General features: G+C 61.6%; 4 protein-coding genes and 1 pseudogene. 2 read left to right on the top strand and 3 right to left on the bottom strand.

The window, feature by feature from the left end; all coding sequences use genetic code 11:
- Nucleotides 1-846, top strand: an 846-nt coding sequence (locus tag AC0AP0_RS07775) for a hypothetical protein (RefSeq protein ID WP_490430049.1), incomplete at its 5' end; no start/stop codon positions are given.
- A 128-nt stretch (nucleotides 847-974) separates the two neighbouring features.
- The gene (locus tag AC0AP0_RS07770) at nucleotides 975-2,060 is read left to right on the top strand and encodes a glycerol dehydrogenase (RefSeq protein ID WP_198206517.1); all 1,086 of its coding nucleotides are present in this window, start codon (nucleotides 975-977) and stop codon (nucleotides 2,058-2,060) included.
- An 88-nt stretch (nucleotides 2,061-2,148) separates the two neighbouring features.
- Here AC0AP0_RS07770 and AC0AP0_RS07765 read toward each other — a convergent pair whose 3' ends face one another.
- The 3 genes and pseudogenes from AC0AP0_RS07765 to AC0AP0_RS07755 all read right to left on the bottom strand — a co-directional run bounded on the left by AC0AP0_RS07765 (nucleotide 2,149) and on the right by AC0AP0_RS07755 (nucleotide 5,720).
- On the bottom strand, nucleotides 2,149-3,117 hold the full coding sequence (locus AC0AP0_RS07765; protein WP_490430048.1) for a PfkB family carbohydrate kinase: 969 nt from the start codon (nucleotides 3,115-3,117) through the stop codon (nucleotides 2,149-2,151).
- Nucleotides 3,110-4,576: pseudogene (locus tag AC0AP0_RS07760) on the bottom strand (purine-cytosine permease family protein). Before AC0AP0_RS07760 ends, AC0AP0_RS07765 begins: the two are co-directional and overlap by 8 nt.
- 160 nt (nucleotides 4,577-4,736) lie before the next feature.
- Nucleotides 4,737-5,720 (bottom strand): ADP-ribosylglycohydrolase family protein, encoded by a 984-nt coding sequence (locus AC0AP0_RS07755; RefSeq protein ID WP_490430047.1) that lies wholly within the window; start codon nucleotides 5,718-5,720, stop codon nucleotides 4,737-4,739.
- Between the last annotated feature and the right edge of the window lie 399 nt (nucleotides 5,721-6,119).

Below are 6,119 nucleotides of genomic sequence, written 5' to 3'. Positions count from 1 at the left end.
GCCAAGATCGGCGTGGCGGGATCCATCATCGGCGTAGCCATCGGTTCCATCGTCTCTGCCGTGGCCTCGCAGATCTACAAGAATGTTTTGGAAGCCTCTGGCCAGAAGCTGCAGGAGTCCGTGGTCGGCGGTGCTGGCCAGGACGATGACGACTCCAAAACTGACTCGAATACCGATTCGGACGCCGGTGAAAAGACCACCACCTTGCCGGCTCAGGGTAAGGGTCGTTCTGACGATTCCAGCGATACTGCCGACGGATCCACCCAGGTCATGGCCCCGGTGGATGGGTCCACCCAGGTCATGCCCCCTGTCGGTGACGAAAAGTCGGCAGCCAAGACCGGCAGGACCGTTTCGTCCAGCAATGGTCCACGGACCCATCCGGCCTCCGTGACGGCAACCAGCAAGAAGAAGCTGGATCAGCGCCGTCGCAACGTCATCATCGTCTCCGTGGTCAGCGCCCTGGTGGCCGTACTGCTTTCCGCCCTGGCCATCAATGCCCTGACCAAGGGCGAAGGCACCGACAAGGTGGTTCGCAACGTGGTCAGCCCGCCGACCAGCCAGACGGTAACCCCCAGCGAGGAGGAGACCCCCTCCAAGCCAGCGCGGCGCACAGAGGAGCCTGAATATCAGACAACCCCGAGTGCCCCTCAGAACCAGCCCTCTGGCTCGAATCAGAACCAAGGCAGCGAACAGGGATCCGGGCAGAGTCAACCGCAGGGAGGGAACCCCACGAGCTCGCCTTCGCCGTCTGCCGACGCGACCAGCTCCACGCCAAGTCCCTCAAGCACGGCTCCTACGCCACAGTCGTCACCGACGAGCACGACCAGTCCATCTCCTCGTAACTGACCTGTCGGTCGGCGCGGCACACCCATCCCACCATGTAATGTGACTAGGGTCACTTTCGGGCGGTCCAAGAGGCCCGTCCCCAAGGATCTGGTCCCGAAGGCGGGATCAGCAATGAGAAAGGTGTGTATATGCGCAAGGTTCTGTGCTCTCCAGGCTCCTATGTCCAGCAGGAGGGCGCCATGGGAAAGCTGGCTGGAGAATACGCGGCTCTGGGCGCCAAGGGTGCCCATCTGATCGTCGATCCGGTCATCGACGGGCTCTACCACGACGACATTGTCGCATCCTTTGAGCACGATGGGATCCCCTACGAACTGATGGAATTCGGCGGCGAGTGCTCCATGGAGGAGATCGACCGTCATCGTGCCCATTTGGGCGGCAGCGACGCGGTGATCGGCATCGGCGGCGGCAAGACCCTGGATACTGCCAAGGCCGTGGCCCACTTCGCCCACCTGCCTGTCATGATTGTGCCCACGGCGGCCTCCTCGGATGCGCCCTGCTCCAGGCTGTCCGTGCTCTACACGCCTGAGGGTGTCTTCGACCGTTATCTTCCACTGCCTGCCAACCCCAACGTGGTCCTTATGGATACCGACGTCATCGCCAAGGCACCGGTGCGCTTCCTGGTATCAGGGCTGGGCGATGCCTTCGCCACATACTATGAGGCGGCCGCCTGCGTGCAGTCGAACGCCGTGACCATGACCGGAGGACACGCCACCATGGCCGCCTTCGCCCTGGCCCGTCTCTGCCGCGACACCCTGCTGGAGGATGGCGTCAAGGCCGTGGCCGCCGTCAAGGCCGGTGTGCGCACAGCCGCCCTGGAGAAGATCATCGAGGCCAACACACTGCTGAGCGGTCTGGGCTTCGAGAGCTCCGGCCTGGCTGCAGCCCACGCCATTCATGACGGAATGACCGCCCTGGAGGGTACCCACTCCATGCTGCACGGCGAGAAGGTGGCCTTCGGCACCCTGGCCCAGCTGGTCCTTGAGGATCGGCCCCTGGAGGAGACCCGCCAGGTCTACGACTTCTTCCGGAGCGTGGGTCTGCCCACCTCCCTGGAACAGATCGGCATCGGCCAGGCCAGCGAGGAGGATCTGCTCAAGGTCGGCGAGCATGCCTGCGGTCCTGACGAGACCATGGGCAACATGCCCTTTGAGGTGACTCCTACCGATGTGGCTCACGCGCTGCGTGCAGCCGATCAGCTGGGCAAGCAGATCTGAATTCTCTTGCTCTGATCCCTCTTCGAGATGCCAGGCGACCGTCGGCATGCAGTCGGCGGTCGCCTGTATTTAGCTTGGTTTGCATTGGTCACTCCTGCAGGGAGGCAGCGGCCTTTCGTATGGCTTGTTCATCTGGGCATGTGGCTGGACCTGGCTGCGTAGTGGAAAGGGCCCCTGCGGAGTTGGCCAGTGTCAGCGCCTCTTCGATGGGCAGACCTTGGAATATGCCCGCACAGAGGACGCCCGAGTGGGCATCGCCGGCACCGTTGGTGTCTATGGCATGGACCTGTGGGGTCGGAATGTATCGGCTCTGCCTTGCATCCTTGGGTTGGCAGTACCAGGCACCACGGGCGCCGGCCCTGAGAACCACCGGACTGTCCAGTTTCAGCGAGAGCGAACGGCAGACGGATTCCAGCCCGGTTGTGTCGCCGGTTTCGGGTTGGCATCCCAGACGCTGAGCCAGGATTGGTCCCTCGCGTTCATTCAGCGACCAAATCGGATGCAGTCCGTTGACAGCATCAAGCACATCCAGTGCAATATCGGCCACCATGGGTCCCAGGTCGAAGAGCACAGGGAACCCTTCGCCCTGGTGCAAGTGTGCGAATCCGACCAGGCTCCGGGTGTTGTCCTTGTGGCAGAAGGAATACCCGCTCAGGTAGATCACATCGCCGGGAACTAGGTCCATGCCTTCGTAGGTGCCCTCCGGTACACGGGTCTCCGCGCCCCTTGCTGATACGAAGGTGCGTTCTCCCGAGGGCTCGATCATGGCCACTGAATAGCCGGTATCACAGTCATCCAGCACAGGCCCCTGGGCGGGGACCTGTAGGGCTGCAAGGGCTCCACGGGCCATGTCCGCCATCGGACCTGTGCCGATCGCCCCCATATAGGCTATCGGCGCCCCCATCTGCCTGGCTGCGCGAATCACGTTGTACCCGCCGCCGACGTTTATGGCGCTTCGCCTGGCGAAAATATCCCCTCCGCGCTCCGGTAGATGGTCGATGTCCATGCTCAGGTCAACCACCACCTGACCGAGATGGAGGATCCTTGGCTCAGTCATCGCCACTGCTCCTCACCGCCATGGAATCCTTGGAGAGGAGGTGCAGAATGGCGTAGAGAATTCCTCCCAGCAGGAGGGAAACCAGCCATGCCAGGCCGTTCCTGCCCAGGAAGCTGTCGGCCAGCGGTCCCGAGAACCAGACCTCGTCCTTGGAGACCTGGGCCGTCACGAACAGGAAGCCGACGACTATTCCGACCAGCCAGCTGATGATGGCTGGGAGGTTGACGCCGTGCCAGTACCAGTAGGGGGAGTCGGCTCGAAGGTTCAGAAGGCCGTCGGAATCGTAGCGCTTGCGGAAGATCATGTCTGACAGGAAGATGCCTGCCCAGGTGCTCAGAGGCACTGCCAGCAGGGAGATGAAAGTGACGAAGGGGCCGTAGAACCCGTCGGAACCCAGCGTGAAGTACAGGGCTCCGCAGGTGGTCACCACCACGTCGACCACGACCGCATAGACGCGGGGGATTCTGATGCCCAGGGTGATGGTGGTCAGGCCGGCAGAATATACGGAAAGGTTGTTGGACATGAGCAGCCCGGCGAATGCGGCAATCAGATAGGGGATGGAGACCCAGGCGGGTAGGGCGCTTCGAACCGCGGCGACCGGATCGGCGGCGGAGGCAATGGTGGAGTTGCCAGCTGTAAGGACCGACCCCAGGCCGATGACGACCACCAGTGGAATGCCGGCGCCGGCCGCTGCAGTCAGGACCAGAGAGCTGGATTTCACCGAGGTCTTCTGGTAGCGGGCCATGTCTGCGCCGGAGTTGACCCAGCCGATGCCCGTCCCCGCGGCTATGGTGCCGACACCGATAAGGAAGGCGCTGGCTGATCCGGGGGCATTGCCGATGAAGGAGGACCAGTCGACGGTCGTGGCCAGATAGATGGCCACCAGGAGGGTGAGGGCGCCGAATATCCAGGTGGCCCACTTCTGCACGGTGAGAATGAAGGCGTGACCGGCGGCCGAGACCACCACGGTCAGGGCCACGAAGACGGCAATTCAGACGAAGGTCAGGAAGGGGGAGCGCCTGGCATCGGCCGAGGTGCCGAAGATGATGGCAATCAGGGAGAGCAGTGCAAAGGCGCCGGTCATCGTGTTCACCGTCTCCCAGCCCAGTCTGGACAGCAGGGCCACCAGGGTGGGGCCTGCATTGCCTCTGACGCCGAAAATGGCCCTGGACAGGGTCAGCGTGGGGGCACCGCCCCTTCTGCCGGCTATGGAGATGATGCCGACCAGGGCGAAGGATCCGAAGGCCCCGATGGTCGTGGCGAGCACGGCCTGCCAGAGGTTGAGGCCCTGGGCAATCAGAGTAGCTCCCAGAGGGATCCCCAGGATTGAGATGTTGGCGGCGAACCAGACCCAGAAGAGCTGGCCGGGCGATCCGTTCCTCTGGTCCTCGGGCACGGGCTCGATGCCCCTTTGCTCCACCCTGGAGAGGATGGTGCCCTCTTTTGGCGCAGTTGACATGGATTGTCTCCTTTGACTCACGTTGTACTGAATGTAGCGATGGATCAGCTGTTCGGGCAGTTGGCCTGGTCTGTGGGGTCCCCGTAATCTTGGGGGGGGGGTGACTGGATTCTACATTGTTGTGTTCCTGACGGAATCAGTCTTGTCGGTTTGCGCTTTACTACCTTAGGGCAATCAGGCCACGGGCGGTTTTCTGCAGGTCGAGGTGAGATACCGAAGCCACCAGGGAACAGAGTGTGGGGTCAAAGGCCTCGGGACCTGCACTCGCGCCGGTCATTGCAGCGATGGTGTCCGTATCGCCACCAAGGTTGACTGCGGCGAACAGAGCCGATTGGGGGTCGTCGGCAAACCTCCAGGCCAGGGCGAAGGCGGCTGCCACAGACTCATTGGATTCGACCGAGGTACCGCAGTTTTCAATCAGGTGGCGTTCGAAGTCGCCCTCATCACTGAATTCCTCAGACAGCCGTATTGCCTGGCGGGCCCGTGCGGGAACCGATGCCTTGGGGGTCCAAGCCCCTGAGGTCTCCATGGCGGGCACCAGGCGCAGGGACTCCTGCAACGCCCGGCGAACGGTCATTCCCTCAAGTCCCAGACTGACTGTCGTAGCGATCAGCGCTGCGCTTTGAAAGCCTGCGACCGTGTCGTGGGTGACCTGGCAGGACTCGTAGATGCGATTGGCCAGCCGTCTGGTGTCTTCGGGCCTGTTGGCTATCCCTACCGGGGCGACTCGCATGGCCGCCCCATTGGTGGTGCCGGTCCTTCCTGTTGCCATGATGTCCGCGCCATGGCGAACCTGTTCCAGGGCCAGCTTGGTGGATGGCCCGAGCAGGTCCAGTGATCCGCGTGACTTCATGCCGTCCTCCCAGGCCAGAAGGCGCTTAGCGAACTCTTTGGGATCGATGTGTCCTCTGCCCTCGATGATCAGCTCTGCGACAATCAGTGCCTGCTCGGTGTCATCGGTCACAGATCCCGCAGGCATACCTGGAGCGATCGGCTGATCCGCAATAGCATCACGAAGGGTGTCAACCCTGCCGTAGGCCTCATGGATGGCTGCTGGACTCATGCTCTGCGTGGGCATGCCCAGCGCATCTCCCAAGGACAGCCCAGTAAGTGCGCCCAGTGCGCCCTTTTCAGTTCTGGTCATTGTTGTGCATGCCTCCAGAGTCGTTGCGATGAGCCCATGAATCTGTTTGCAGATAGACTGCGACATTTTTAATCAGAATAATTGTAAGGCCCTTGGAGGTTTGTCGGCACAAAGGTTGTGGCAAGCATGATTCACAATGAAGAATGGGAGTCTGAGCGAGCTCTATCCTGTTAGGTGGGAGATAAAAACAATGCTGGTTAGTCGAGGTTAAAGATTTGATCGAGGTGTGGGTTCTATAGATTGCCGACAGTGATTGGCGAAGATTATCCCTTGATGCCGTAACGGAGTTTGTCGGGGTGTCCTAATCTTGGCTTCGGCATGGGTGGGCTATAGGAACTAAACGCGTTGTTTATGTTGGGGGTTTGGCCTTGTGGCTGTAAGCGTGTTGGGTGGTTGTTA

Source organism: Bifidobacterium sp. POST2/T3 (B1) (assembly GCF_058197115.1).
Note: the sequence above shows the minus strand (reverse complement) of the source record. Positions and strands in the feature narration are given on the sequence as shown.